General features: G+C 67.7%; 22 protein-coding genes and 2 pseudogenes. 13 read left to right on the top strand and 11 right to left on the bottom strand.

Translation table 11 applies throughout. From position 1 onward, the window contains the following. Positions 1–6: 6 nt before the first annotated feature. From rlmH to AABM56_RS05445, 4 genes are read right to left on the bottom strand one after another with little or no spacing between them, the layout of a single operon-like run. Positions 7–474 (bottom strand): 23S rRNA (pseudouridine(1915)-N(3))-methyltransferase RlmH, encoded by a 468-nt coding sequence (gene rlmH / locus AABM56_RS05460; protein ID WP_007159668.1) that lies wholly within the window; start codon positions 472–474, stop codon positions 7–9. A gap of 5 nt (positions 475–479) precedes the next feature. Then, positions 480–830 (bottom strand): ribosome silencing factor, encoded by a 351-nt coding sequence (rsfS, locus tag AABM56_RS05455; protein WP_007159669.1) that lies wholly within the window; start codon positions 828–830, stop codon positions 480–482. Positions 831–840: 10 nt separating this feature from the next. Next, positions 841–1,503, bottom strand: coding sequence for a nicotinate-nucleotide adenylyltransferase (gene nadD, locus AABM56_RS05450; protein WP_133863154.1), 663 nt, complete (start codon positions 1,501–1,503; stop codon positions 841–843). Beyond that, positions 1,503–2,762, bottom strand: a complete 1,260-nt coding sequence (locus AABM56_RS05445; RefSeq protein WP_133863153.1) for a glutamate-5-semialdehyde dehydrogenase — start codon at positions 2,760–2,762, stop codon at positions 1,503–1,505. Before AABM56_RS05445 ends, nadD begins: the two co-directional genes overlap by 1 nt. Before the next feature lie 251 nt (positions 2,763–3,013). Here AABM56_RS05445 and AABM56_RS05440 point away from each other — a divergent pair, with 251 nt between their 5' ends. The 6 genes and pseudogenes from AABM56_RS05440 to AABM56_RS05415 all read left to right on the top strand — a co-directional run bounded on the left by AABM56_RS05440 (position 3,014) and on the right by AABM56_RS05415 (position 12,982). Next, complete coding sequence (locus tag AABM56_RS05440; RefSeq protein WP_347883893.1) at positions 3,014–6,031, top strand: cellulose synthase subunit BcsC-related outer membrane protein; 3,018 nt, start codon at positions 3,014–3,016, stop codon at positions 6,029–6,031. Between the two features lie 364 nt (positions 6,032–6,395). Beyond that, the gene (locus tag AABM56_RS05435) at positions 6,396–7,493 is read left to right on the top strand and encodes a cellulose synthase operon protein YhjQ/BcsQ (RefSeq protein ID WP_347883892.1); all 1,098 of its coding nucleotides are present in this window, start codon (positions 6,396–6,398) and stop codon (positions 7,491–7,493) included. A 2-nt stretch (positions 7,494–7,495) separates the two neighbouring features. Further along, positions 7,496–8,656, top strand: a pseudogene (locus tag AABM56_RS05430) (glycosyltransferase); the annotation flags it as partial. 8 nt (positions 8,657–8,664) lie between these two features. Beyond that, positions 8,665–8,922: pseudogene (locus tag AABM56_RS05425) on the top strand (cell division protein FtsQ); the annotation flags it as partial. Positions 8,923–8,984: 62 nt separating this feature from the next. Next, positions 8,985–10,313: a bifunctional DedA family/phosphatase PAP2 family protein gene (locus AABM56_RS05420; RefSeq protein ID WP_347883891.1), complete on the top strand. Its 1,329-nt coding sequence runs from the start codon at positions 8,985–8,987 to the stop codon at positions 10,311–10,313. Positions 10,314–10,414: 101 nt separating this feature from the next. Next, complete coding sequence (locus AABM56_RS05415) at positions 10,415–12,982, top strand: ATP-binding protein (protein WP_133863149.1); 2,568 nt, start codon at positions 10,415–10,417, stop codon at positions 12,980–12,982. A gap of 30 nt (positions 12,983–13,012) precedes the next feature. Here the strand turns inward: AABM56_RS05415 and bfr are convergent, their stop codons facing one another. The 6 genes from bfr to AABM56_RS05385 form a co-directional block, all read right to left on the bottom strand. Continuing rightward, the gene (gene bfr / locus AABM56_RS05410) at positions 13,013–13,510 is read right to left on the bottom strand and encodes a bacterioferritin (RefSeq protein ID WP_007159675.1); all 498 of its coding nucleotides are present in this window, start codon (positions 13,508–13,510) and stop codon (positions 13,013–13,015) included. Positions 13,511–13,630: 120 nt separating this feature from the next. Continuing rightward, positions 13,631–14,521, bottom strand: coding sequence for a PA4780 family RIO1-like protein kinase (locus AABM56_RS05405; RefSeq protein WP_017642530.1), 891 nt, complete (start codon positions 14,519–14,521; stop codon positions 13,631–13,633). A gap of 150 nt (positions 14,522–14,671) precedes the next feature. Then, the gene (locus AABM56_RS05400; RefSeq protein ID WP_133863148.1) at positions 14,672–15,604 is read right to left on the bottom strand and encodes a biotin-dependent carboxyltransferase family protein; all 933 of its coding nucleotides are present in this window, start codon (positions 15,602–15,604) and stop codon (positions 14,672–14,674) included. After that, on the bottom strand, positions 15,601–16,278 hold the full coding sequence (gene pxpB / locus AABM56_RS05395) for a 5-oxoprolinase subunit PxpB (RefSeq protein WP_133863147.1): 678 nt from the start codon (positions 16,276–16,278) through the stop codon (positions 15,601–15,603). The genes AABM56_RS05400 and pxpB overlap by 4 nt, the downstream gene beginning before the upstream one ends. Further along, positions 16,275–17,021 carry a 5-oxoprolinase subunit PxpA gene (locus tag AABM56_RS05390; protein ID WP_133863146.1) on the bottom strand — a complete coding sequence of 249 codons (747 nt, stop codon included), beginning with the start codon at positions 17,019–17,021 and terminating at the stop codon, positions 16,275–16,277. The genes pxpB and AABM56_RS05390 overlap by 4 nt, the downstream gene beginning before the upstream one ends. Positions 17,022–17,126: 105 nt before the next feature. Continuing rightward, a complete protein-coding gene (locus AABM56_RS05385) occupies positions 17,127–18,047 on the bottom strand; it encodes a LysR family transcriptional regulator (protein ID WP_017642534.1) in 921 nt (306 codons plus the stop codon). Between the two features lie 272 nt (positions 18,048–18,319). On the opposite strand from AABM56_RS05385, the gene AABM56_RS05380 reads away from it, so the two are divergent. The 7 genes from AABM56_RS05380 to AABM56_RS05350 all read left to right on the top strand — a co-directional run bounded on the left by AABM56_RS05380 (position 18,320) and on the right by AABM56_RS05350 (position 24,248). Beyond that, complete coding sequence (locus AABM56_RS05380; RefSeq protein WP_133863145.1) at positions 18,320–19,027, top strand: DUF969 domain-containing protein; 708 nt, start codon at positions 18,320–18,322, stop codon at positions 19,025–19,027. Continuing rightward, on the top strand, positions 19,024–19,974 hold the full coding sequence (locus AABM56_RS05375; RefSeq protein ID WP_133863144.1) for a DUF979 domain-containing protein: 951 nt from the start codon (positions 19,024–19,026) through the stop codon (positions 19,972–19,974). Before AABM56_RS05380 ends, AABM56_RS05375 begins: the two co-directional genes overlap by 4 nt. An 8-nt stretch (positions 19,975–19,982) precedes the next feature. Next, positions 19,983–20,621 (top strand): pyroglutamyl-peptidase I, encoded by a 639-nt coding sequence (gene pcp / locus AABM56_RS05370; protein ID WP_347883890.1) that lies wholly within the window; start codon positions 19,983–19,985, stop codon positions 20,619–20,621. 79 nt (positions 20,622–20,700) lie between these two features. Further along, positions 20,701–22,053, top strand: a complete 1,353-nt coding sequence (locus tag AABM56_RS05365; RefSeq protein WP_263259683.1) for an MATE family efflux transporter — start codon at positions 20,701–20,703, stop codon at positions 22,051–22,053. Positions 22,054–22,117: 64 nt separating this feature from the next. After that, positions 22,118–22,255 (top strand): hypothetical protein, encoded by a 138-nt coding sequence (locus AABM56_RS05360; RefSeq protein WP_166655952.1) that lies wholly within the window; start codon positions 22,118–22,120, stop codon positions 22,253–22,255. Positions 22,256–22,375: 120 nt separating this feature from the next. Then, a complete protein-coding gene (locus AABM56_RS05355; RefSeq protein ID WP_263259682.1) occupies positions 22,376–22,921 on the top strand; it encodes a hypothetical protein in 546 nt (181 codons plus the stop codon). A gap of 286 nt (positions 22,922–23,207) precedes the next feature. Beyond that, positions 23,208–24,248 carry an acyltransferase gene (locus AABM56_RS05350; protein ID WP_133863140.1) on the top strand — a complete coding sequence of 347 codons (1,041 nt, stop codon included), beginning with the start codon at positions 23,208–23,210 and terminating at the stop codon, positions 24,246–24,248. A 152-nt stretch (positions 24,249–24,400) separates the two neighbouring features. Here AABM56_RS05350 and AABM56_RS05345 read toward each other — a convergent pair whose 3' ends face one another. After that, on the bottom strand, positions 24,401–24,928 hold the full coding sequence (locus AABM56_RS05345; RefSeq protein ID WP_347883889.1) for a glycine zipper 2TM domain-containing protein: 528 nt from the start codon (positions 24,926–24,928) through the stop codon (positions 24,401–24,403). Positions 24,929–24,976 lie beyond the last annotated feature (48 nt).

Genomic DNA, 24,976 nt, shown 5'->3' with positions numbered 1-24,976 from the left:
TACGGACTACTTGTGATACGGATGGCCGGCCAGTACGGTCCAGGCGCGATAGAGCTGCTCACCGACGAGGATGCGCACCAGCGGATGCGGCAGGGTCAGCGGCGAGAGCGACCAGCGCTGTTCACTGCGCGCCTGCACCTCGGGCGCGAGACCCTCGGGACCGCCGACCATGAGGTTGACGGTGCGGGCTTCCAGGCGCCACTGCTGGAGTGTTTCAGCCAGTTGCTCGGTGCTCCAGGGCTTGCCGGTGACCTCCAGGGTCACCACGCGCTCGCCCGGTTGCACCTTGGCCAGCATGGCCTCACCCTCCTGGCGGATCAGCCGGGCGACGTCGGCGTTCTTGCCACGGGTCTGCAGCGGGATCTCGACGAGTTCCAGCGGCAGTTCCGGTGGCAGACGCTTGACGTACTCGTGCCAGCCCTCTTCGACCCAGCGCGGCATGCGCGAGCCGACGGCGATGAGACGCAGGCGCACCGGCGTTATTCGCCGTGGGCGGCGCGGCTCTGCTCGGCACCGCGCCAGAGGCGCTCGAGGTCATAGAACTCGCGGGTGGTCGGCAGCATCACGTGGACGACCACGTCACCGAGGTCGAGCAATGCCCATTCACCGCCTTCCAGGCCTTCGCTGCCCAGCGGGCGTACGCCCTGCTGCTTGACCTTTTCCAGCACGTTGTCGGCCAGCGACTTGACGTGGCGGCTGGAGGTGCCGCTGGCGATGACCATGATGTCGGTCACGCTGGTCTTCTCACGGACGTCCAGGGAGATGATGTCCTGGGCCTTCATGTCTTCCAGGGCGGCGATGGCCACCTGGACGAGTTGTTCGCTTTGCATGGTGTAACTCTTACCTCGGTTCGGAGGACGCCGGATAGAGGCCGTGCGTCCGGATGTAGTCAAGCACGGCATCGGGCACCAGGAAACGGATGGACTTCCCGGTGGCCAGGAGGCCGCGGATCTGGGTGGCGGACACCGCGAGCGGGTTCTGCCAGATAAAGGTGATCTGCCCGCCCGGCCCCTTCAGGGCCTGGGGATCGGGCTGACTGCGCGCCGCCAGGAAATCGCGCAATTCCTGGCAGGGCTCGCTGTCGGCGTCGGGTCGTTGCAGGACCAGGATGTGGCACAGCTCCAGCAATTCGCGCCAGCGGTGCCAGCCCGGCAGGCCGCAGAAGGCGTCCCAACCCAGCATGAGCAACAGCTGCACCTCATCGCCGAGTTCGGCGCGCAGGCTTTCCAGGGTCTCTATGGTATAGGAGTGGCGCGTCCGGCGCAGTTCCCGGTCATCGACCACCAGGGTCGCGACGTCGGCCACCGCCAGGCGCACCATCGCCAGGCGATCCTCGGCGGAGACGCTGGGCGCCTCGCGATGGGGCGGTCGGGCGCTGGGGATCAGCCGCAGTTCGTCCAGCGCCAGGGCCTCGGCCACCTCCAGCGCCGCGCGCAGGTGGCCGATGTGCACGGGATCGAAGGTACCGCCGAACAGGCCGATGCGGATGGGCAGGCTGCTCATCAGCTACGGACGTGACCGTCGCCGAAGACCACGTATTTCTCGCTGGTCAGCCCTTCCAGGCCCACCGGCCCGCGGGCGTGCAGCTTGTCGGTGGAAATGCCGATCTCGGCGCCCAGGCCGTATTCGAAGCCATCGGCGAAACAGGTCGGCGCATTGACCATGACCGAACTGGAATCGACTTCGGCCAGGAAGCGCCGCGAACGGCCGAGACTTTCCGTCACGATCGCATCGGTGTGATGGGAGCCGTAGTGGTTGATGTGCTCGATCGCCTGGTCCAGACCATCGACGATGCGGATGGACAGGATGGGCGCCAGATATTCGGTGGACCAGTCGGCCTCGGTGGCGGGCAGGGCCTGGATCAGGTCCCGCGTACGCTCGCAGCCCCGCAGCTCCACGCCCCTCTCTTCGAAACGGCGCGCCATGGCCGGCAGGAAGGCCTCGGCCACCTTGGCATCGACCAGCAGCGTTTCCATGGCACCGCAGATGCCATAGCGGTAGCACTTGGCGTTGAAGGCAATGGACTCGGCCTTGGCAAGGTCAGCAGCCTCGTCGACATAGACGTGGCAGATACCGTCGAGGTGCTTGATCACCGGGACGCGGGCATCGTTGCTGATGCGCTCGATCAGATTCTTGCCACCCCGCGGCACGATGACGTCGACGAACTCGGGCATGGTGATCAGGGCGCCGACGGCAGCCCGGTCGGTGGTCTCAACTACCTGGACTGCAGCGGCGGGCAAGCCGACCTCGGCCAGCCCTTTCTGAATGCAGGCGGCGATGGCGCGATTTGAGCGAATGGCTTCGGAACCACCGCGCAGGATGGTTGCGTTGCCCGATTTCAGGCAGAGACTGGCCGCGTCGATCGTCACGTTGGGCCGGGATTCATAGATGATGCCGATGACCCCCAGCGGCACACGCATCTTGCCGATCTGGATCCCCGACGGCCGGGCGCTCAGGTCACGAACGGCGCCTACCGGATCCGGCAGGGCGGCAACCTGCTTGAGGCCGTTGATCATCGCGTCGATCCGCGCCGGCGTCAGCGTCAGGCGATCAAGCAGTGCCGACTCGAGTCCAGCAGCCGTAGCGGCCGCGACATCCTCGGCATTGGCGGCGACCAGCGCTTCGCGATCGGCACCCAAGGCATCTGCAATGGCGTTCAGCGCCAGGTTCTTCTGGCCGGTGGACGTACGAGCGAGGACCCGCGACGCAGCACGGGCAGCCTGGCCAAGACGGGTCATGTAGGCGGAGACGGACTCGGTCATGGTCGGCGGCCTGCGGAAGACGGTGGGAAAGCCGCAGAGTATAGCGTCGCCGGGCCCTGCGCGGCCAGCGCCGGGGGGCCTGGCGGTGGCATTCGTCTGCGCTATTTGGTTGACTCGCCACGGCCTGTCGGGAATCATCCCCGGCTGTATTTGCCGTTCAGCTTGCGTTCAGCTATTCCCTAATAGCCGAAATCGTTCCAGCTCTGCGCCAGGTGCTGCAGCGACGCCTACCAGCCTTCACGGAAAGAACCATGCCCAAGCACCTCACCTTGTCCCTTGGTCTGCTCGCCCTGCTGATCCATGCCGACGCGACCTGGGCCGCCGCTGCCGACGCCGCGCCGACCGCGGCCGCCGTCCAGGCGCTGGAAGCCCAGCTGAAGAAGACGCCCCAGGATCCGGATGCCCTGGGCAAGCTGGGCAGTGCCCGCCTGGCGCAGCAGCGCTGGACCGATGCCGAGCAGTTGCTGACCCAGGCCGTGCAGAAAGGCGGCAAGACCTGGCAGCCGGCGCTGGACGAGGCGCGCTACCATCACCTGCTGGAACGCGCCCACGCGGCCGAGAACAAACGCGAGCTGGACCAGGCACGGGATCTCAGCGTGGAAGCCATCCGGCTGAAGCCCGAAGCGGTCGAGGCGCAGCTGTTCCTCGCCGGCATCCAGAGCCAGAAACGCCAATGGGAACTGGCCGAGGCCACCTACCGCCAGGTGCTGATGCGCGAGCCGGCCAACGTCGACGCCTACTATGGGCGCATCGCCGCGCTCAACGAGCTGGGCCGCACCGAAGAAGCCCTGCAACTCACCAAGAATCTGCAGCCGAGCGCCAAGAGCCCGATCAAGGGCCTGGATCGCCTGCGCGCCGGCCAGGCCATGCAGGAAGCCGAAGCCGCCGAAGCGCGGGGCGATCTGCAGGGCGCCTCGCGGCTGTTCGAACAGGCGCGCAAGGAAGCCCCGGAAGATCCGTGGCTGCGCCTGGCTCAGGCCCGCCTGGAGGTCCGCCAGGGCCGGCCGCGCGCCGCCCGCGATCTGGTGGACAGCCTGGTCAAGGATGGCGCCCAGCGCCCCGAGGTGCTCTATGCCAGCGCCCTGCTGTCCAACGAGCTAGGGGAATACCCGCGCGCCATGCAGACCCTGATGCGCATTCCCCAGGCGCAGCGTTCGCCGGACATGAACGCCCTGGCCGCGCGCATCACCTTCAACGAACAACTGGCCGAGACCGTAGCCCTGGCCAAGCAGGGTCGCCGCGAGGAAGCGCGCAGCCTGATGCAGCGCCTGGAAGCCCGCGCCGGGCGCAATCCGGATCTGATCGGCGACCTGGCCGAAGCCTTCGCCACCGCCGGCGATCCCGAGCACGGCCTGGCCCTGCTCAAGCCGATGATCACCGGCGATACCCGCCCGGCACCCGCCATGCAGCTGCACTACGCCAGCATCCAGCTGCAGCTGAACCAGGACCAGACCGTGGGCAACGTCCTGCGCGACCTGCAGGGCGTGGTGCTCGACAGCGGCGAAAAGCAGCAGTACGACGACCTCCTCGCCCGCTACCGCATCCGTCAGGCCGATCGCCTCACCGACCAGGGCAAGCTGGCCGCCGCCTACGACACCCTGGCGCCGGCGCTCAAGGCCCGTCCCGACGACAAGGCCGCCCAGGCCGCCCTGGCGCGCATGTACCTGGCCAGCGGCGACACCCAGAAGGCCCGCCAGCTCTATCGCGACGTGCTCAGCGACCAGCCGAAGGACGCCGAGCTCTATCTGGGCGCCGCCGAAATCGCCGCCAAGTCCCAGGACAGCGTCACCGCCCGCCAGTACCTGGACCAGGCGGTCAAACTCGGCCAGAGCGATCCCCTGGTGCTGCGCCGCGCCGCCCTGCTCTACCGCGACATCGGCATGGCCGGCACCGCGACCGGCCTGCTGGAGCAGGTGGTGCAGGTGGAGCGCAAGGATCGCGAATCCGCGGCCCGCGCCGCCGGCGCCAGTGACAACCCCTTCGCCACCCTGCCCGGGCAGACTCGCAGCGATGACGCCCTGGCCGCCGTTCCGGCCGCCGCGGGTGGCAACGCCGGCGGCGCCGACTACGCCTGGAGCGATCCGCTGCAGGCGCAGAAGGCTGCCAACAACCCCTTCAACGACCTGTCCGTGGTACCTACCAGCAGCCTGTCGAGCAGCCTGGCCACCGAGCAGATCCTCGGCCAGTTGCAGCGCGAGCGCAGCATCCGCATCACCCAGGGCCTCAGCGTACGCAGCTACGATCCCAGCGGCAGTTCGCGCCAGACCACCGTCAGCGCACCGCTGGAGATCTCCTTCCCCGCCGGCGACCAGCGTCTGGCCGTGCGCGTCACCCCGACCCGCATCAACGACAGCAGCAGCGACGGCAGCCAGAAGGAAAACGGCGTAGCGGCGTCCATCGCCGTGGAAGATGCCGGGCGCGGGCTCAAGGGCGACATCGGCGTCTCGCCGGTGGGCCTGAGATACAGCACCGTGGTCGGCGGCGCGACCCTGGAACGCCCGCTGAGCAGCCTCAGCGAGAACCTGCTCTATGCCCTGAGCGTGTCGCGGCGTTCGGTGACCGATTCCCTGGCGTCCTACGGCGGCATCCGCGATCCGCGTACCGGCCAGGAGTGGGGCGGCGTCACCGCCAACGGCGGCCTGGCGCGGCTGAGATACGACGATGGTCGTTACGGCTCCTACATCTACGGCGCGGCCCATCGCCTGACCGGTCATGACGTCAAGAACAACGACCGCTTCGAGATCGGCACCGGCGTCTACTACTACCTGCGCAATGGCCCGGACAGCCTGTTCACCGTGGGCCTCTCGGCCACCGCGATCGGCTATGACAACAACCAGAACCACCTGACCTACGGTCATGGCGGCTACTTCAGCCCGCAGCGCTACTTCGCCATCGGCGTACCCCTGGTGTGGGCACAGCGGGGCGATCTCTGGGCCTATCAGGTGCAGGGCATGCTGGGCGTGCAGACCATTCGCCAGGACGCCGCGGATCGCTATCCGGACGACGCTGCCCTGCAGGCGGCCGCGGAAGCCGCCGGCGAAGGCCAATACGGCAGCAAGAACAAGACCGGCGTGGCCTACAGCCTCTCCGCCAATGGTGAATACCGCCTCAGCGGGCAGTTCGCCCTGGGCGGTCGCCTGGGCATGGACAATTCCCAGGACGAGCGCGACGTCAACGGCAACCTCTATCTGCGCTACTTCTTCGAAGAGCAGGAAGGCCGACCGCAACTCTCGCGGCCACAGCCCTACCGCTCGCGCAACGAGGAATAAGGAAAAAGGCCCGCACCCGCGGGCCTTTTTTTGCCTCGGACACGCGGCTCGTCACCGCCGGAACGACCGCTCGTCCCCGCGTTCGTCGCCATCGCGACCGCCCCGTCCCCGGGCCGCGCCTTTCGTCCGCACGGCGCCAGGCGTGACGTTGACGGCTGCTTGAGGTGATCTAAACATTGAAGTGAACCGGCGCTAAAAAGCGAGACTATCCGTTCGCTCCGCTTCAATGCCCGCATACGCATTTTCAATTGGTGCGTCACGAACTCCGCGTGACAGTATCCGCAAAAAATGACACCTGATGGCTTTTAGCCATAATTTTGACGTCAAGCACCTGTCCAGACCCTTCACCTTTTCGGAATCCGCCATGGTCCGTTCGCTGGATATTGCCAATCTGTTCCGCTCCTTCGGCGGTGATCCCCAGCGTTACCATGAGTTCGACGCAGCCGAACCGGCGCTACAAACAGCGTCCACGCCGGCTGTGGCCCAGCCACAGCCACAGCCACAGCCACAGCCACAGCCACAGCCACAGCCAAAGATTGTGCCGAGCGCCCAGGGCGAAGCGGTCATCACGATGGCCGAGGCGGCCAGCCAGGCGGAACCGGGCGACCTGCCTCCGCTGTCGCGGGAGCTGGCGCAGCTGCATAGCAGCCGCCAGGCCAGCCAGGCGGTCGTCGCCCTGGATCAGGCGCTGAGTCGCGCGCTGCCGCCGCTGGCCAATCCGGTCCTGGCGTTGATGTCGGCGCGCGGCGGCACGGGCAAGACGGTCATCGCCGCGGGGCTGGCCCAGACGCTGAGCCGCAGCGGTCAACCGGTGCTGCTGGTGGAGCTGGATAGCCAGAACGTGCTGTCTTCGCTGTTGCTGCAGGAAGCTTCGTCCACCACCGGCTCGATCAGGACGCCGCTCTCCGTCTGCCTGGCGGTGGACGACCGCCTGCGCCTGATGCCCTTCGGCGCTCCCGACGAGCTGGATCTGCAGGCCCTGGAACAGGCCCTGGCCACCGACACCCAGTGGCTGACCCGACGCCTGCAGGCGCTGGACGTCCCGGCCGATACCCTGGTGATCCTCGATTGCCCCACGGGCTCGACGCCCCTGAGTCGGCAGGCCATGGCTCTGGCCACCCGGATCCTGGGGGTAACGACCGCGGATGCGACCGGCTACGCCAGTCTGCCGCGCCTCGAACGCCAGTGGCAGCGCTGCAGCGGTCAGGTCACTCCGCTGCACCTGCTCAACCGGGTCGCTCCCGCCCGGCCCCTGAGCCAGGACATCGCTGCCATCGTCGCGCATTCCTGGGGCGAACGCCTGCTGGGTGTTCTGCCGGAAAGCCCCGACCTGGAACAGGCCCTGGCGCTGGGCCAGGGTCTGGCCAGCGTCCAGGACGCCTGGGCGCGCGGCCTGGCCGAGCTGGGCGAGGAATTGCTGGGCGATCGCCGCTCGCCCGCGCTGCACGCCGCGCGCGCCTAGCCATGAGCGTTCTCGACCGCCTGGAACAGGTTCGCCAGCGCCGCGCAGCGCGCGCTGCCGAGGCAACGCCCACCCCGCCAGTGGCGCCGCTCTGGCTGCAGCTGCTGGCCTGGACAGCCGCCGCGCTGCTGGGCGTCCTGCTGGTGAGCGTGCCCCTGGCACTGGAAGAGCAGGCACTGTTCGCCATCGGCTGCTTTGGCGCGGCCCTGCTGCTGCGCCGGCTGCCCGGACGGCTGCCGGTGATCGCGCTGATCCTGCTGTCGCTGCTGGCGTCGCTGCGCTATCTCTACTGGCGCCTGACCAGCACCCTGGGCTTCGAGACGCCGCTGGAAATGGTGCTCGGCTACGGGCTGGTGGCCGCCGAACTCTATGCCCTGGCGGTGCTGGTGTTCGGCTATCTGCAGACCATCTGGCCGCTGCGCCGCACGCCGGTCCCGCTGCCCGCCGATCCGGCCGCCTGGCCTACAGTAGACGTCTTCATCCCCACCTACAACGAAGCCCTGAGCATCGTGAAGCTGTCGATCCTGGCGGCCCAGGCCATCGACTGGCCGCGCGACAAGCTGCGGGTGCACGTGCTGGACGACGGCCGGCGCGAGGACTTCCGCCATTTCTGCGCGACCGCCGGCGTCTCCTACCTGGTGCGCGAGAACAACGAGCACGCCAAGGCCGGCAATCTCAATGCGGCGCTGAAGGTCACCGACGGCGAATACATCGCCATCTTCGATGCCGACCACGTGCCGACGCGTTCCTTCCTGCAGGTCTGCCTGGGCTGGTTCCTCAAGGACCCACAGTTGGCCATGCTGCAGACCCCGCACTTCTTCTTTTCCCCCGATCCCTTCGAGAAGAATCTCAAGACCTTTCGCACCGTGCCCAACGAGGGCGAGCTGTTCTACGGCTTGGTGCAGGATGGCAACGACCTGTGGAACGCCACCTTCTTCTGCGGCTCCTGCGCGGTGATCCGCCGCACCATGCTGGAAGAGGTCGGCGGCGTGGCCACCGAGACGGTGACCGAGGACGCCCACACCGCGCTCAAGCTCAACCGGCTCGGCTACAACACCGCCTACCTGGGCATTCCCCAGGCCGCCGGTCTGGCCACCGAAAGCCTGTCGCGCCATATCGCCCAGCGCATCCGCTGGGCCCGCGGCATGGCGCAGATCTTTCGCATGGACATGGCGACCTGCCCAACGTCGCGGTGATCGGCACTTCCTTCTCGCGCAATTCCAATTTCCTGCCGTTCCTGGAGCAGGCCCTGGGCGCCAGCGTCGGGCGCTTCGCCAAGGACGGCGGGCATTTCGCCGGCGCGGCGCGCGAATACTTCGCCAGTCCCGCCTTCCGACAAACCCCGCCACAGTTATTGGTCTGGGAAATTCCCGAGCGCGATTTACAATCGCCCGGCCCCGAGGCGTTGCGTCTCGATCCGCGTCCTTGAGGCAACCAAGGCTTTCCCCATGGGTCTGAGGACGCAACCCCCAGCCCCCAGGAAGCCTTTCGATGACGGAACTGCTAGACGGCCTGACCCAGTGGATCAACCAGCACCACCAGTGGCTGGGCGTGGCCATCTTCATCATCTCCTTTCTCGAGTGCCTGGCCCTGGCCGGGCTGGTGGTACCCGGCACGGTGATCCTGTTCGCCGTGGCCATCGCCGCCGGCAATGGCGCGCTCAACCTCTTCGATACCCTGCTGCTGGGCTTTCTCGGCGGCATCCTCGGCGACGCGGTGTCCTATTTCATCGGTCGGCGCTTCCATGAAGGCATCCGCCGCCTGCCTGGACTGCGCACCCATCCGGAATGGATCGGCTCGGCCGAGGGCTTCATCCACAGATACGGCGTGGCCAGTCTGCTGGTGGGTCGTTTCATCGGTCCGCTGCGCCCGCTGCTGCCGCTGATCGCCGGCATGCTCGACATGCCCCTGGTCAAATTCGTCAGCGTCAGCCTGGTAGCCGCCGCCGGCTGGTCCATCGCCTATCTCGGCCCGGGCTGGGTGACCGGCGCGGCCTTCCGCCTGCCGCTGCCGGAGGGCTTCTGGCAACAGGCCGGCATCGTCTTCGGTGGCGCCGCGGTGCTGCTGACGGTGGTGGCCCATGGCGCCTGGCGCGAGCGCGCCGGCACCACGCTGATCAGCGGCGCCCTCTGCCTGGCCGGGCTGCTGGCCCTGCTGTTCGGCTGGCACCACCTGCGCGCCTTCGACGAAGGCCTGATGGCGCTGGTCCAGGAGCATCGCGAAGGCTGGCTCAACCTGGTCGCCGTGGTCATCACCCGCATGGGCGATTTCCGCACCCAGCTGATCCTCGCCGCCGTGCTGATCCTGGTGCTGGCCGCCTACCGCCAGTGGCGCCCGCTGCTGTTCGCCCTGGGCACCACCCTGGGGAGCGCCCTGGCCAACGGCCAGTTGAAGAATCTGCTGGCCCGTGCGCGCCCCGACGTGCTCGCCGAGCCGCTGACCACCTACAGCCTGCCCAGCGGCCACAGCTCGGCCTCCTTCGCCTTCTTCCTGACCCTGGGCATCCTCGTCGGGCGCCGCTACGGTCCGCGCGGGCGCCTCGCCTGGCTGGTGATCGCCGCCCTGCCAGCGGTACTCATCGCCCTCAGCCGCGTCTACCTGGGCGTGCACTGGCCCACCGACGTCCTCGCCGGTGCCCTGCTCGCCGGGGGCTTCTGCGGCCTGAGCCTGGCGCTGCTGCAGAAGACCGGCGGCAATCGCCTGGAGCCGATTCCGACGCGGACCTGGTGGGTGCTGCTGCCACTGGTGGTGCTGGTGCTGGCCTTCGCCGCCGGCTGGGCCCTGCCAGCGGCCATCGAGCGCTATGCGCCCCGGCTGTAAGGCCGCCGCTAGCCAAAAAATCCGCTCAGGTTCCTGCAGTTTCGCCTCTCTTGTGGTCTGAACGCCTGGAATTGCAGAGGTAGCCGGGGGAGGCTCGATAGATGGCAGCGCAGATTGCCGACTGGAACGAACTGGACTTTCTCGCCGGCGGCGGCGAGATGGGTGCCCGCTTGCGCACCCACGACTGGTCGGATTCGCCCCTGGGCCCGCCGTCGCAGTGGCCGCAATCGCTGCGCTCGGCACTGAGCATCTGCCTGAATTCCAGCTTTCCCACCGCCATCTACTGGGGCCCCGACCTGCTGCTGCTCTACAACGATGCCTGGGCACCGATTCCCGCGGAACGTCACCCCTGGGCCTTCGGACGTCCCGCCCAGGAGGTCTGGCAGGACATCTGGCCGGTGGTCGGACCGCAGTTCGAGCAGGTCCTGAGCAGCGGCCAGGGCTTTTCGGTCTTCGACCAGTTGCTGCCGATGGTGCGCCAGGGCGTGGCCAGCGAGACCTACTGGAACTACAGCTTCACGCCGATTCGCGGTGAGGGCGGCGAGATCGCCGGGATCTTCAACCAGGGCCACGAGACCACCCAGCGCATCCTCGACGAGCGCCGGCGCGCCGCCGAGGCCGCGCGCCAGCGGCGGATGTTCGAGCAGGCGCCCGGCTTCGTCGCCATCGTGCGCGGGCCGGACCACGTCTTCGACTTCGTCAATGTCGCCTACAGCCGCCTGTTCGATGGCCGGCCCCGTGAAGGCCTCACGGTGCGCGAAGTCTTTCCCGAATTGCAGAGTCAGGGCTACCTCGAGTGGCTCGAACAGGTCTATCGCAGCGGTCGCCGCTTTGTCGCCGAGCACCAGCCCCTGCGCCTGGAGACCGTGGGCGAACCGGTCCGCACCCTGTATCTGGATTTCATCTACGAACCCCTGACTGATGAAACCGGCCAGGTGATCGGCATCTTCTGCCAGGGGCAGGATGTCACCGAGGCCCATCTGGCCCGGGCTGCCCTGGAAGCCAGCGAACGACGCTTTCGCACCGCCCTGGAAATCGAGACGGTGGGCGCCCTCTGCTTCGATGCCGAGGGGCGGCTGATCGATGCCAATGACGCCTTCCTGCGCATGAGCGGCCATGACCGCGCGGATCTGGCCGCCGGGCGCATCGTCTGGCCGGCACCGAGACTGCCACGCGCCGACGCCCAGGCGCCGCCCGAGGAGCGTTGCTATCGACGCCGCGACGACTCGACCGGCTGGGCTCTCGTGGCCGCCAAGCGCCTGCCCGATGGCAGCGCCTTCGAATTCCTGGTCGACATCAGCGACCGCAAGCAGGCCGAAGCCGAGTTGCGCGAGGAAACCCGCACCCTGGAAGCCCTCAAGCGCATCGACACGGAACTGGCCAGCGAGCTGGATCTGGCGCATCTGGTGCAGACCGTGACCGATGCCGGGGTGGAATTGACGGGCGCCCGCTTCGGCGCCTATTTCAGTCATCAGGTCACCGACGATGGCGGCGGCCTGCGGCTCTTCACCCTATCCGGTGCCGAGCGCGTCGATTTCGAGTGCCTTGGTGAGCCCGGCGCCACGGCCATGTTCGCCCCCACCCTGGAGAACGCGGGCGTGGTGCGAGCCGACGATGTGGCTACCGATCCGCGCTATGGCCAGTCCGCACCGCACCAGGGCCTGCCGCCCGGACACCCGCCGGTGCGCAGCTATCTGGCCGTCGCCGTGGTGGCCCGTGACGGGACGGTGCTGGGTGGACTCTTCTTCGGCCATCCCGAACCAGGGCGTTTCAGCCTCCGCCACGAACGACTGATGGCGGCCCTGGCCGCTCGCGCGGCCATCGCCATCGAGCAGGCCCAGTTGTTCCAGGCGGTGCGTACCGCCAACGAGACCCTCGAACAGCGCGTCATCGAGCGCACCGCCGAGCTTACCCAGGCGCAGCAGGCGCTGCATCAGGCGCAGAAGATGGAAGCCATCGGCCAGTTGACCGGTGGCATCGCCCATGACTTCAACAACCTGCTGGCCGGCATCATCGGCAGCCTGGAACTGATCGAGCGCCGTCTGCAGCAGCAGCGTACCGACCAGCTCGACCGGCTGCTCGGTGGCGCCCAGGCCTATGCCGCACGCGCCGCCTCCCTGACCCAGCGGCTGCTGGCCTTTTCCCGGCGGCAGACCCTGGAACCCAAGCCCACCGACGTCAACGAGCTGATGCTGGCCATGGAGGAATTGATCCGCCGCAGCGTCGGCCCGGCGATCGACGTCCAGGCCGAACCGGCGGAACCGCTGTGGTCCACGGTGATCGATGCGGTGCAACTGGAAAGCGCCCTGCTCAACCTGGCGATCAATGCCCGGGATGCCATGCCCCAGGGAGGACAGCTGCGGTTGTCCACGGCCAATCTGCCCGAGGACGCGCCTGGGCGACCGGACGATCTGCCTGCCGGAGACTATGTGCGGGTCAAGGTAAGCGACACCGGTAGCGGCATCGCGCCGGAGATCCTGGAACGGATCTTCGATCCCTTCTTTACCACCAAGCCACCGGGTCAAGGCACCGGATTGGGCTTGTCCATGGTGCATGGCTTCGTGCACCAGTCGGGTGGCCAGATCCAGGTCGATACCACGCCTGGCGTGGGGACCTGCATCTCGCTCTATCTGCCGCGAGCGCCGGAGGGCGACGCCCGCACGTCCTGAGCGACGCCTGGCGGCGCCGCTCAGCCGATGCTAGAGGCCGGCACCATGGGGCGTGGTGCCGCCCTTCATCTGCGATTGCAGGTAGTTCTGCAGGCCGATCTTGTCGATCAGGCCCAGCTGCTGCTCCAGCCAGTAGGCATGATCTTCCTCGGTGTCTTCCAGCTGCACCACCAGGATCTCGCGGGTGACGAAGTCCTTGTGCTGGTTGCACAGGGCCACGCCCTGGGCCAGGGCTTCCCGTACCTCGTATTCCAGCGCCAGGTCGGCGCGCAGCATTTCCGGTACGGTCTGGCCGACAGTGATGGCATTGGGACGCATGTCCGGCGTGCCTTCGAGGAACAGGATGCGGCGCAGCAGCGCATCGGCATGCTGGGTTTCCTCTTCCATCTCGTGGCCGATCCGCTCGTACAGGCGCATCAGGCCCCAGTCCTCGTACATCCGCGAATGGATGAAGTACTGGTCGCGCGCCGCCAGCTCGCCGCGCAGCAGCTGGTTGAGGTAGTTGATGACGTCCGGATGGCCTTGCATGAAAAGAGTCCTGTGCTGTTCAGTGCCCAGTTTAGCGCGCTGGCGCCCAGAGGACGCCGTTCATCGCCCGACCACTGGGGCCGTTCGTCTCATCGCAGCGCTAATCGTTCTGCTTCACGATCAGCTTAGCCAGGGCGGCGGCGGCTCTTCGCGCACGCTGGGCTCATCCTGTTCGCGACGCGCCGCCTGCCGTCGTTCCTCGTCACGCCGCGCCGCCTCGATCTCGCGCATCACCGCATGGACATCGGCCTGGTCTTCGCGCTCGGCGAACTCGCCGGTCAGGCGGGTATTGGCGAACAACTCGCCCTTCTCGAACAGCGCCCACATCTCCGGCGCATAGCGGGTCGTGCGCAACTCAGGCGCGAAGCGGCCGAAGTAGAGCGCCATGTTCTCCACATCCCGCGCCAGCAGGCGGAAGGCGTGGTTGTTGCCGGCCGCGTCCACCGCCTGGGGCAGGTCGATGATGACCGGGCCGTCCTCGGCCAGCAGCACGTTGAATTCGGAAAGGTCGCCGTGGACCAGTCCGGCGCAGAGCATGCGCACGATCTGGCCGATCATCAGCTCGTGATAGCGCAGTGCTTCCTCGGCGGTGAGGGTCACGTCGTTGAGTCGCGGCGCGGCCTCGCCATTGCCGTCGGTGACCAGGTCCATCAGCAGCACACCGTCGAGGAAGTCGTGGGGCTTGGGTACCCGTACCCCGGCGTCGGCCAGGCGATAGAGCGCCGTCACCTCGGCGTTCTGCCAGTTGTCCTCGCGCTCGCGCCGACCGAACTTGGAGCCCTTGGCCATGGCGCGGTTTTCCCGACTACCACGCACCTTGCGCCCCTCCTGGTACTCGGCGGCCTGGCGGAAGCTGCGCTTGTCGGCCTCCTTGTAGACCTTGGCGCAGCGCACCTGGCTGCCGCAGCGCACCACGTAGACCGCCGCCTCCTTGCCACTCATCAGGGGCCGTATCACCTCATCGACCAAGCCGTCCTCGATCAACGGCTCGATGCGTTTGGGAGTTTTCATCGCCGGTTCCAGCTCCTTCTTGTCGGTCGTCACAGGGGGACGTATGAGGCAAGTTTCAAGCCAGACGCCGAGAAAGGGAAGTCGGCGTCGCCCCTGAGCGTGCGACTCATCGAAGCGGACAAGATTCCTCGGCCGTGACCGACTGCGTGTTCAACCCCCGAAGAAGGCCAGGAAACGCCGCCACTCGGCCTGGGCCACGGCCAGTTCCACCGGGGCGAAGCGAACCTCGTGATGGGCCGGGCACTGGGCCAGGCGCGCCAGATCCAGTGGATGGATGAAGCCCAGCAGCGGATAGCCGCCCATGGTCTGGCGATCGGCCATGAGCACGATGGGCTGGCCGTCGGGCGGTACCTGGATGGCACCGGTCACCACCCCCAGCGACCACTGGCGGCGGGGCGGCGCCAGGGGTACGTCGCCAGCCAGGCGGATACCCATGCGATCGGATTGCGGACTGATCCGCCAGGGTTGCGTGAACAGCGCCTGCTGCTGCGCCGGTCCGAAGGCCTCGGCGTCGCCGCCAAGGATCACCCTCAACGTCGGCACCTGGCGATAGTCCGGCACGAAGCGCGCAGCCGGACCGCAGCCGTGGCTATGCAGCGCGCTCACCGCCGCACAGGTCAGCCGCTGACCGGCCGCGAGCGGCGCGCCCCTGCCCTCCAGCCCGCCCAGGCCTTCGCGGCGATTGCTGGCCACGCTGCCCAGGGTCGCCGGCGCCTGGAAACCGCCACCGGCGGCGGCCAGGTAGGCGCGCTGTCCGGCCTGGGCGAAGCCCAGGCGCAGTCGCGTGCCGGCCTGTACCGGAAAGCACGACCAGGCCGGCAGCGGCTCGCCATCCAGCCGGGCGTCCAGCGGCGCACCGGTCAGCGCCAGCCAGGTGTCGGTCTCGCTTTCGAATTCGGCACCGCCCAGGGCGATCTCCAGCAGCGGCGCCGTTACCGGATTGCCCACCAGCCGATTGGCCCAGCGCGCGGCATGGCCGTCCATGGGCCCCGAGGGCGCCACGCCCAGGTGTTGCCAGCCCTGGCGCCCCAGATCCTGCAACAGGGTCAGGGGACCGGACTTGATGACCTTGAGACCGCTCATGGCTGACCTCCCTGGGCGCGAAAGGCGGCTTCGTCCACCGGGACGAAGCGCACCCGATCCCCGGGCGCCAGCAGGCACGGCGGTTCGGCCTGGGCATCGAAGACCGTCCACAGGCAGCGGCCGATGAGATTCCAGCCGCCCGGCGAGGCCTGCGGATAGACCGCTGTCTGGCGCTCGGCGATGGCCAGACTGCCGGCGGGCACGCTGGTACGCGGCGTGCTGCGCCGAGGCAGCGCCAGGCGCTCGTTCAGCTCGCCGAGAAAGGCGAAGCCCGGCATGAAGCCGATGGCGCCCACCTGATAGTCACGCCCACTGTGGAGGCCAATGACCTCGGCCGCGCTCAGGCCACAGCGCTCGGCCACCTCGGTCAGATCGGGTCCGGCATAGAGCGTCGGCACCTCGTGCAGGCGCCCGTCCTCGCCCGCCTGCGCGGCGCCCGGCCAGTCGGCCAGCAGGGGGTCGAGGCCGGCCTGCAGCTCGACCAGGGTCAGTTGCAGGGGATCGTAGTGCACCAGCAGGCTGGTCCAGCCCGCCACCAGATCGGTCACCGCCAGGCCGAAGCGCTGGCGAATCCGTTCGCCCAGGCGGGCGATACGCGGGGGCAGCTCGGCGTCGGGATGCTCGGCCAGCTCGAGCAGCAGCGCCGCGACGCCGAAGGGTTTGCCGACGATCATAGGGCATCCAGTGCGGCGCGCAGCCGGCGCAGCACTGCCAGGGATTCGGCATTATCGCCATGCACGCAGAGGCTGTCGGCCTGCAGCCGCATGGGCTGGCCATCGAAGCCGGGAAAGTCTTCGCCCCGGGCGATGGCGACGGCCTGGGCCAGGATGCGCTCGGGGTCATGGTGAACGGCGCCAACCTGGCCACGCGGCGCCAGGGAACCGTCGGCCAGATAGGCGCGATCGGCGAAGGCTTCCAGCAGCAACGGCACCCCGGCGGCCTCGGCCAGTCGGCGCTCGCGGTCATTGTCGGCCTTGGCCAGCACCATCAGCGGCAGCCCCTGGCGATAGCGGGCGCAGGCAGCGAGCGCGGCGGTGAGCAGGGCATCATCCTTGACCAGGGCGTTGTAGAGGGCGCCATGGGGCTTCACGTACTCGACGCGCACGCCTGCGGCGCGGCAGAAGGCGTCCAGAGCGCCGATCTGGTAGAGAATCATGGCTTCCACCTCGGCCGGGGTGCAGGCCATGGGCCGCCGACCGAAACCCACCAGGTCGGGGTAGGCCGGATGGGCGCCGATCTGCACGTCATTGGCCACCGCCAGGGTCACGGCGCGCTGCATGGTCAGGGGATCGGCGGCGTGGAAGCCGCAGGCCAGGTTGGCCTGGTCGACCAGGGGAATGGCATGGGCGTCGTCGCCCATGGACCAGGCACCGTAGCTTTCACCGGAATCGCAATTGAGCAGCAGGCGAGCGGACATGACAGGATCCTCTGAGGAAGTAGCTGGAGTGTCGGAAAGCCGGGGCGCCGCTGTCCAACAAAAGATTCCGGGCGCTGGCGATAAGAAGCCGTTGAAACACCCGGGCTAGACCAGCACCGGCAAGGCGCGCTCCGGGCCCAGCCGCGTACACCAGTCGGCCACCACCGTCTGGCTCAGGGCCACCACCGCCTCGCTCAGCGCCAGGCCAGCGCCGCCATGCCAACTGGCCTGGACATCGAAGGGCGGCGGCCCGGCCAGTGGCAAGGGCATCAGGCTGCCACGGGCCAATTCCTCGATCACCAGGGCCGGCGGCAGGGCGCCGATGCCGAAGCCCTCGCCCATCAGTTTGATGATGGCCGCCACCGAATTGATGCAGCAGACCCGTGGTTCGGCGATGCCCTCGCGCTGTAAGAGGCCGAGGATGTCCTGGTGCGGTCGCGAATGGCGGGAAAAGGTGATCAGGCGCTCGCCAGCCAGTTCGGCCAGATTGGCGTAGGGTCGCGCCAGATGACTGTCGCTGGCCACCAGCCAGCGCACCGGGTAGCTGGCCAGGTGCAGATTGCGGATGCCCTCGGCGCGCAGCAGATCGGTTTGGAAGATCAGGTCGAGCTGCCCCCGCGCCAGTTGCTCGGCCAGATTCAGCGCCGTGTCCGCGGTCAGCTCCAGCTCGATGGCGGGATAGCTCTGGGTGACCGCGGCGATCAGCTGATCCAGCCAGCTGTGGATCACCGTATCCATCACGCCGATGCGCAGGCGGCCCTCCAGGGTCTGGCCATGGCCCAGGGCCTCGTGCAGCTCGCGCTGGGTGGCCAGCATCCGCTCGGCGTAGCCCAGTACCCGATGACCCTCGGCGGTCAGGCTCACGCCGCGGGAATCGCGCAGGAACAGCTGCACGCCCAGTTCGCTCTCCAGCACAGCGATGCGACTGGAGATGGCAGCCTGGGTGGTGGACAGCTTTTCCGCCGTCAGGCGAAAACTGCCGAGCCGGGCGACCCAGACGAAGGTATCAAGAAAGCGCAGATTCATGGGGACCTCGACAAGGCTATCCCGCCACTTTACCCCCACCAGCAGCCTTGTCTGCCCCGCTTTTCCCTATCGGCGGCGAACAGTTTTATTTGCTGGACGCCACCTCCACCGGCGGCGAAAGATGCCAGCCGGCGTTATGCCACATGACGCCTGACAACAATAACGAGCCGTGCCAGGGGCACTGCCTGGATCAGCCGAAGCCGTCCGCGGCTTCCTACCGTCCGCCGCACCGTCTGCCCGGAGCGCGGTGGACCCGCTGGAGACATCCACCCATGCAAACCACCCTCAACCTCTGGCCGCTGCTGGGCGTGCTGGTCATCGTGGTCGGCTTCGTGCTGAGATTCAATCCGCTGCTGGTGGTCGCCCTGGCCGCCGTGGCCACCGGGATCGCCGCCCAGTTCAGCCCCGAGGCGCTGCTCGCCGCCATCGGCACCGGCTTCATCAAGGCGCGCGCCCTGCCGCTGATCATCCTGCTGCCGCTGGCGGTGATCGGCCTGCTCGAACGCCACGGCCTGCGCCTGCATGCGCAGAACTGGATCGCGCGCTTTCGCAACGCCACCGTCGGCCGCCTGCTGATCTTCTATCTCTTCGTCCGCGAGACCACCGCGGCCCTGGGGCTGACCAGCCTCGGCGGCCATCCGCAGATGGTGCGGCCGCTGCTGGCGCCCATGGCCGAAGGCACCGCCGAAAAGATCCACGGCCGTCTGCCCGAGGCCCTGCGCCAGCGGCTGCTGGCCTTTTGCGCCGCCACCGACAACGTCGGGCTGTTCTTTGGCGAGGACATCTTCGTCGCCTTTGGCGCCATCGCCCTGATGCACACCTTCCTGCTCGGCGCCGGACTCGATGTCGAACCCCTGCACATTGCCCTCTGGGGCATTCCCACGGCGCTCTGCGCTTTCTTCATCCATGCCCTGCGCCTGCACCGCTTCGATCGCCAGCTCTACCGCGAGCTGACCGCGCGCAAGGAGGTGCAGCCATGATCCTGTCGATCCAGTATCTGTTCTGGCTGGCCGGCGCCATCCTGGCGCTGACCGCGGTCATGACCCTGGCCGATCGTCAGCATCCCAAGCGCTGGACCAGCGGCCTGTTCTGGAGCCTGTTCAGCCTGGTCTTCCTCATCGGCGATCGCCTGCCGCCGGCCTGGGTGGGCGCCGGGGTGCTGCTGATGGCGGTGCTGGCCGGTTGTGGCGCAGTGGGCAGTGGTCACCACGTGACGCGCCCCGAACGCGAGACCCGTGCCAGCGCCGGCCGCCTGGGCAATCGCCTGTTCATTCCGGCCCTGGCCATTCCGGTGGTGACGGTGATCGGCAGCGTGCTGCTCAAGGACGTGCAGATTGCCGGCCTGCCACTGCTCGATCCCAAGAACGTCACCTTCGTCTCCCTCGGCCTGGGCGCCCTGGTGGCCCTGGCGCTGGCCTGCTGGCTAACCCGTGACACCCCGATCCAGGCGATGCGCGAGTCGCGCCGCCTGACCGATGCCCTGGGCTGGTCGCTGGTGCTGCCCCAGGCCCTGGCCATGCTCGGCCTGGTCTTCACCGACGCCGGCGTCGGCAAGGCGGTGGCGCACCTGGCCACCGCCTACGTGGCCCTCGATCTGCGCCTGGTGGCGGTGGTGGTCTATGTGGTGGGCATGGCCGCCTTCACCGTCATCATGGGCAACGGCTTCGCCGCCTTCCCGGTGATGACCGGCGGCATCGGCGTGCCGGTGCTGGTGGGCGTCTACCACGCTGATCCGGCGGTGATGGCCGCCATCGGCATGTTCTCCGGCTACTGCGGCACCCTGATGACGCCCATGGCGGCCAACTTCAACATCGTCCCGGCGGCCCTGCTGGAACTGGACGACAAGAACGCCGTGATCAAGGCCCAGGTCCCCACCGCCCTGGCGGTGCTGGCCTGCAACGTGGTGCTGCTCTATCTGCTGATGTGAGGTATCCCATGACCCTGTTGCTCACCGGTTTCGCCCCCTTTGGCGGCGAGGCCCTCAACCCCTCCTGGGAAGCCGTGCGCCGCCTGGATGGCGAACGTCTCGGTGATCTACCGGTGGTCGCGGCGCAGCTGCCGACCGCATTCGGCGCGGCGCTCAGGGTGCTGGATGAGCTGCTCGACCGCCATCGGCCGACCCTGGTGGTGGCGGTCGGCCAGGCCGGCGGGCGGGCCGAGCTGTCGCTGGAACGCATCGCCATCAACGTCGACGATGCCCGCATCCCCGACAATGCCGGGCGCCAGCCGATCGACGAGCCGGTGGTGGCCGGCAGCCCCGCGGCCTACTTCAGCACCCTGCCGATCAAGGCCATGACCCGGGTCCTGCGCGACGCCGGCATCCCCGCAGCGGTGTCCCAGACCGCCGGCACCTTCGTCTGCAACCACGTCTTTTACGGCCTGCAGCATCGCCTGCAGGGCAGCGGGGTACGCGGTGGCTTCATCCACATCCCCTACCTGCCGGCCCAGGCCGCACACCAGCCCGGGGCGCCGTCCATGGCCCTGGAGACCCTGGTCGCCGGCCTACGCCTGGCGCTGACCTGCGCGGCGACCACCCAGGCGGATCTGCGCGAAGGTGGCGGGCAACTGGACTGACACCCGCAGGCGCGGCAGCGGAGGACCACCCGGTCCGGCTGGCCTACAATGCGCCCTCCGCCGCCGCTGCGATTAGCCCATGTCCACCCTGCTTGCCGACTGGCGTCATCCCCTGCTGCACCGTCGCGTCTGGGCCCTGGCCGCGCCGATGATCCTGTCCAATCTCAGCGTGCCGCTGGTGACCCTGGTCGACAGCGCCATCGCCGGCCATCTGCCCGAAGCCCGCCAGCTCGCCGCGGTGGCCATGGGCGGCGCCTTCTACACCGCCCTGCTCGGCATCCTCGGCTTCCTGCGCATGGGCACCACCGGTTTCGCCGCCCAGGCCAGCGGGCGGCGCGACGGCGCCGCCCTGCGCCAGATCCTCCTGCAGGCCGGGCTGCTGGGAGTGGGCCTGTCGCTGCTCCTGCTGCTGGCCGCCAGCCTGGCGCTGGAACCGCTGCTCGGCTGGCTCGGCATGGATCCCGCCTTCGCCGACCTGGCCGCGCGCTTCCTGCACCTGCGCCTGCTCGGCCTGCCTGCCGCGCTGCTCAGCTACGCGGTGATCGGCTGGCTGCTCGGCACCCAGGATGCGCGCACGCCGCTGGTGCTGCTGCTCACCACCAATGCCCTGAATCTGCTGCTGGTGACCGGCTTCGTGCTCGGCCTCGGCGCCGGGGTAGAGGGCATCGCGCTGGCTTCGGTCCTGGCGGAATGGAGCGGCATGCTGCTCGGCCTCTGGCTGGTGCTGCGCCGTCTGCGGCTGTGGCCCGGCCGGATAGACCGTCCGGCGCTGCGTCGCCTCGCCAGCTGGCGGCCGCTGCTGGCGGTCAATCGCGACATCTTCATCCGCTCCCTGGCGCTGCAGGCGGTATTCCTGCTGTTCGCCGCCCAGGGCGCCCAGCTGGGCGAGACCACGGTGGCGGTCAACGCCCTGCTGCTCAATGGCCTGCTGGTCACCGCCTTCGCCCTCGACGGCCTCGCCCATGCGGTGGAGGCCCTGGCCGGTCATGCCCTCGGCGCCCGCGAAGGCGCCACTCTGCGCCGGGTGCTGGTGATCGCCGGCGGCTGGTCGCTGCTGGCCAGCCTCGGCTTCGCCCTGGCTTTCGCCCTCGGCGGCGATCTGTTCGTCGCCCTGCAGAGCGACATCGCCGAGGTGCGCCAGGCGGCCCACGCCTACCTGCCCTATCTGGCCGTGCTGCCGCTGATCGCCATGATCAGCTACCTGCTGGACGGCCTCTTCATCGGCGCCACTCGTGCCCGGGAGATGCGCAACTCGATGCTGCTGGCCCTGCTGCTGGCGCTGCCGCTTGGCGGCCTGCTGCGCGGCCTCGGCAATCACGGCCTGTGGCTGGCCTTTCTCGCTTTCATGGCGCTGCGTGGCCTGATCTCCGCGCTGCTCGCCTGGCGCCTGGCCCGCCGCGAAGGCTGGCTCAGCGACGACGGCGGCGGATGATCCTGCGGAACCGCCGGGGCGGCGCTCCCCTCAAAGTCGGACATCCCCTGCCGAGAGCGCTGCCATGAGCGAAGACACCCGCGATCAGGACCCCCTGGACACCCCCGCCGACGGCGACGACGTCCCCGAGCACCAGAAGCCGGAAAATCTGGAAAAGCTCAAGGATTACGGCAAGGATCAGATTCCGCCCGGCATCGCCTGACGCCAACCCTGAACCCCTCGACAAAAGCCGTCGACAGCGGTGGCAAAGCCCCGGCGGAGCTCTTAGCATCCGTCGGGTTGAGTGGGCCTGCGGGCCTTCGTGAAGGGAATCCAGATCACCATGACCGTCAGGTCCTACCTGTCGCCTCTTCTTGCGCCCCTGTTGGCGCTGCTGGTGCTCGCCCCCGCGCCGGCCAGGGCCGTGGACGGCTACGCCGGCATTGCCTTCGGCACCGACCAGAAGGCCTTTCTGGCGAAAAAGCTCTGCACCTTCCAGCCGCGCAAGATCGATGTGGTCGGCGTCGAGTATTTCGAATGCACTGACCTCGGCTTCGCCGGTGAAAAGGTCGAGGCCGGCGCCTTCTTCATCGATGGCCGCTTCCTGCGCCTGTCCATCGTCACGCCCCTGGCGCAGTCCTTTCTGATTGCCGAAGGCCTCACCCAGAAGTACGGCAAACCCTCCTCCCAGTCGTCGGCCGCCGCCTTCGAGCGTCTGAACCAGGACGACAACGCCCAGGCCTATCTGGCCTTCGATCACGACACTGTCGTCTACAAGTTCAGCGCCCAGGCGGCGCGCAAGAAGCAGGTCCTGCTGATCTATACCTCGCCGCGCTACGAGCCTCTGCTCAAGGAGAAGCAGCTGCAGTTCGTCAAAGATTCCCTCTAAACATCCGGTTACAGCTCGTCGGACAATTGCCCCTCGGGCGGCCAAAGTGTCGTCCCGGTCACGCATCGCCGGAAACAGGCCATGAACAATGGCAGATAGCCACGGTCAGAACGCGGGCAAGGAGCCCCTTCCTGTAACCGGCTACTTACGGACGTCGTTCCTTCGGGAGTCCTACCATGACCGAACCTGTCGCCACGCGCGCCCTGGCGCCGCAGCGTCCCTGCTTTCGTTTGCCCCAGTGCTTTGGCCTCAGCTGCACAGGTTCTCTTTTGAAAAGGATCATTCAATGAACACTCGCAATCTCTGGGTCGACTATGCGAAAGCCATAGGCATCGTGCTGGTCGTCTATGGCCATGTCGTCCGCGGCCTGCTCAACGCCGGCATCCTGCAGGACGCCGAATTCCACGGCCTGGTGGACAGCGTCATCTACAGCTTCCACATGCCGCTGTTCTTCTTCCTGTCCGGCCTGTTCTTCTACAATTCCTTCGTCAAGCGCGGCACCGGCGGCCTGCTGGTGAACAAGATCGACACCATCGTCTATCCCTTCCTGGTGTGGTCGCTGCTGCAGGGTTCGGTGGAAGCGCTGATGTCGCGCTACACCAATGGCGGTGTGAGCTTCAGCGAAGTCCTGACGGTCTGGGAACCACGCCAGCAGTTCTGGTTCCTCTATGCGCTGTTCCTGGTGTTCTGCCTGGCCATGCTCGCCTATCGCTGGGCCAAGCCGCTGGCCTTCTTTGCCGTGTTCGCCTTTGGCGCCCTGGTCTATCTGTTCCAGAACGCCGGCCCGGAAGACTTCTTCTTCACCTTCACCGCGCAGAACTTCGTGTTCTTCGCCTTCGGTGTCTGGTTCAACAACTTCAAGCAGGCCATCGAGGAACAGGCCGGCCGCGTGATGCTGGGTTCGGGTCTGCTGTTCGTGGTGCTCGAATACTGGTTCCACGGCCTGCTGGGCCTGGTCTACACCGATCGCGGCCTGGCCACCTTGGTCCTGGCGCTGAACGGCATCGTCTTCGTCAGCGCCACCTGCATGGTGCTGGCGCAGCGGCCGCTGCAATGGGTACTCACCCTGGGCGCGCTGTCCATGCCGATCTACGTGATGCACGTGCTGAGCGGCAGCGGCGCTCGCATCATCCTGAGCAAGGGCCTGCATATCAACGACGGCCTACTGCATATCGTCGCCGGCTGCGCCTTCGGCATCCTGGTGCCGGTAGCCATCGCCAAGCTGCTGGAAGCCCGCGGCATCAACGGTCTGTTCGAGGCGCCGGCGTGGATCTCCGCCCGGCGGTGGCTTCGGCCCAAAGCAGAAACCCCCCGCCCCGCCGTCTGAGTGATGGCACCGGCCAGGCGCCCTGCGCGCCCGGCCGGAGCGACAGCCCTCTCGAATCGCCGCGCAAGCGCCAACAAAAAACCCGCTACCAGTTGCCTGGTAGCGGGTTTTTTGCTGGTTGAAGCCCTGGGGACTTCAGCCGCTAGCGCGGATCACTGGCTGGCCAGCACCTGGCCGTTCTTCACTTCCAGCTGCTTGCCCGGCTCGTGGTCCATGCGGACCTGGCCGATCTTGCCATCCAGCAGGTACTTGACGTCGTAGCCGACCACCTGGTCCTTGCTGTCGTTGACCGTGCTGCAGCGGGTCTGGCTGGTAGTGTAGGTGTCGCGGTTCTGCATGTATTCCTGACTCTTGTTGCCGGCGTAACCACCGCCAACAGCACCGGCGATAGTCGCCAGGGTCTTGCCGCTGCCGTTGCCGACCTGGTTGCCCAGCAGGCCGCCGACGACCGCGCCTACGGCGGTTCCGGCGATCTGGTGTTGGTCCTGAACCGGCCGACGGTGAGTCACCGCGACCTCCTTGCAGACCTCGCGCGGAGTCTTGACCGTTTCCTTGACCGGCTGGACGGCTACGACCTCGGCATACTGAGGCCCGCGGTCGACGAAACTGTACGCCACGGCGCCACCTGCGGTGGCGACGATGGCTCCCAGAACCGTACCTACGAGCATCGACTTGTTCACTACAACCTCCTGACTACTCTGTCATAGCGGGCACCTGGCCCTTTGCCA

It is taken from the genome of Pseudomonas aestiva (assembly GCF_039908605.1).
Classification (GTDB): domain Bacteria; phylum Pseudomonadota; class Gammaproteobacteria; order Pseudomonadales; family Pseudomonadaceae; genus Chryseomonas; species Chryseomonas aestiva.
Note: the sequence above shows the minus strand (reverse complement) of the source record. Positions and strands in the feature narration are given on the sequence as shown.

Coding starts and splice junctions, on each gene's coding strand:
- AABM56_RS05400 (WP_133863148.1), bottom strand. CDS start 15,604: ATGAGCGGTCTCAAGGTCATCAAGTCCGGTCCCCTGACCCTGTTGCAG.
- AABM56_RS05350 (WP_133863140.1), top strand. CDS start 23,208: ATGAACACTCGCAATCTCTGGGTCGACTATGCGAAAGCCATAGGCATC.
- AABM56_RS05385 (WP_017642534.1), bottom strand. CDS start 18,047: ATGAATCTGCGCTTTCTTGATACCTTCGTCTGGGTCGCCCGGCTCGGC.
- AABM56_RS05445 (WP_133863153.1), bottom strand. CDS start 2,762: ATGACCGAGTCCGTCTCCGCCTACATGACCCGTCTTGGCCAGGCTGCC.
- AABM56_RS05390 (WP_133863146.1), bottom strand. CDS start 17,021: ATGTCCGCTCGCCTGCTGCTCAATTGCGATTCCGGTGAAAGCTACGGT.
- AABM56_RS05365 (WP_263259683.1), top strand. CDS start 20,701: ATGTCCACCCTGCTTGCCGACTGGCGTCATCCCCTGCTGCACCGTCGC.
- AABM56_RS05380 (WP_133863145.1), top strand. CDS start 18,320: ATGCAAACCACCCTCAACCTCTGGCCGCTGCTGGGCGTGCTGGTCATC.
- pxpB (WP_133863147.1), bottom strand. CDS start 16,278: ATGATCGTCGGCAAACCCTTCGGCGTCGCGGCGCTGCTGCTCGAGCTG.
- AABM56_RS05360 (WP_166655952.1), top strand. CDS start 22,118: ATGAGCGAAGACACCCGCGATCAGGACCCCCTGGACACCCCCGCCGAC.
- nadD (WP_133863154.1), bottom strand. CDS start 1,503: ATGAGCAGCCTGCCCATCCGCATCGGCCTGTTCGGCGGTACCTTCGAT.
- pcp (WP_347883890.1), top strand. CDS start 19,983: ATGACCCTGTTGCTCACCGGTTTCGCCCCCTTTGGCGGCGAGGCCCTC.
- AABM56_RS05405 (WP_017642530.1), bottom strand. CDS start 14,521: ATGAAAACTCCCAAACGCATCGAGCCGTTGATCGAGGACGGCTTGGTC.
- rsfS (WP_007159669.1), bottom strand. CDS start 830: ATGCAAAGCGAACAACTCGTCCAGGTGGCCATCGCCGCCCTGGAAGAC.
- AABM56_RS05375 (WP_133863144.1), top strand. CDS start 19,024: ATGATCCTGTCGATCCAGTATCTGTTCTGGCTGGCCGGCGCCATCCTG.
- AABM56_RS05415 (WP_133863149.1), top strand. CDS start 10,415: ATGGCAGCGCAGATTGCCGACTGGAACGAACTGGACTTTCTCGCCGGC.
- AABM56_RS05355 (WP_263259682.1), top strand. CDS start 22,376: ATGACCGTCAGGTCCTACCTGTCGCCTCTTCTTGCGCCCCTGTTGGCG.
- bfr (WP_007159675.1), bottom strand. CDS start 13,510: ATGCAAGGCCATCCGGACGTCATCAACTACCTCAACCAGCTGCTGCGC.
- AABM56_RS05435 (WP_347883892.1), top strand. CDS start 6,396: ATGGTCCGTTCGCTGGATATTGCCAATCTGTTCCGCTCCTTCGGCGGT.
- AABM56_RS05440 (WP_347883893.1), top strand. CDS start 3,014: ATGCCCAAGCACCTCACCTTGTCCCTTGGTCTGCTCGCCCTGCTGATC.
- AABM56_RS05420 (WP_347883891.1), top strand. CDS start 8,985: ATGACGGAACTGCTAGACGGCCTGACCCAGTGGATCAACCAGCACCAC.